1 protein-coding gene is annotated in these 1016 nt (G+C 45.9%); it reads left to right on the forward strand.

The window, feature by feature from the left end:
• Window positions 1-120: 120 nt before the first annotated feature.
• Window positions 121-1016: ATP-binding cassette domain-containing protein (locus R8N28_RS27265; RefSeq protein ID WP_318183924.1), on the forward strand; the 896-nt coding region annotated here is incomplete at its 3' end.

Genomic DNA, 1016 nt, shown 5'->3' on the forward strand with positions numbered 1-1016 from the left:
CACCGATGTTGTGCTGATCACTCGCGACAACTTCCGTGAAGAGCTACAGAAAAAAGGTCTTTAAGCCTATTTGCGGCGGTGCAATGACCGCCGCTCTTTCGGGAAACGGAGAGAATGATCATGATAAATTCCCCTTCTTACCTTGAGTTTTGCAACATATCGAAGCATTTCCCAGGAGTTAAGGCATTGAGCAACATTAGTTTTCGCGCCAACAAAGGCAGCATTCATGCGCTAATGGGTGAAAACGGTGCAGGTAAATCAACGTTGCTTAAAACTCTCAGTGGCTTACACCAACCTACTGAAGGCGAGTTGGTCGTCGATGGTAAAGCTTTGGTGTTCAACTCAGCGACTGATGCGCTTGAGCAAGGTATCGCCATTATTTACCAAGAGCTGAACTTGGTACCTGAGCTTAGTGTGGCAGAAAACATCTACCTAGGTCAGTTGCCAACAAAAGGTGGCAGTGTAGATGTGGAAACATTGAACGCTCGAGCGCGAGAACAGCTAAAACGTTTGGGGGAGGATTTTGATCCTTCTCGCCCACTTAAAGAGTTTTCTATCGGCCAGTGGCAAATGGTGGAAATTGCCAAAGCACTAAGCCGCAATGCTCAGATTATCGCGTTTGATGAACCAACCAGCAGTTTGTCTCAACGCGAGATTCAAAACTTATTCAAAGTTATTCGCGAATTGCGCGATGACGGCAAAATCATTCTGTACGTTTCCCATCGTATGGAAGAGATCTTCGATTTGTGCGATGCCATTACCATCTTCAAAGATGGGACACATGTACAAACATTTGACGACATGACCGACTTAACCCATGAAAAATTGGTTGAGCTGATGGTCGGTCGTGAAATCAACGATATCTACAACTACCGTTCGCGTTCTCTCGGCGAAAGTGGCCTACGCATTGAAAACCTTGAAGGAAAAGGGTTAACCCAACCAGTCTCACTCGATATTCGTCAAGGTGAAATTCTGGGTCTGTTTGGTTTAGTTGGGGCAGGGCGAACAGAACTAAA

It is taken from the genome of Vibrio sp. Vb1554, from assembly GCF_033344235.1.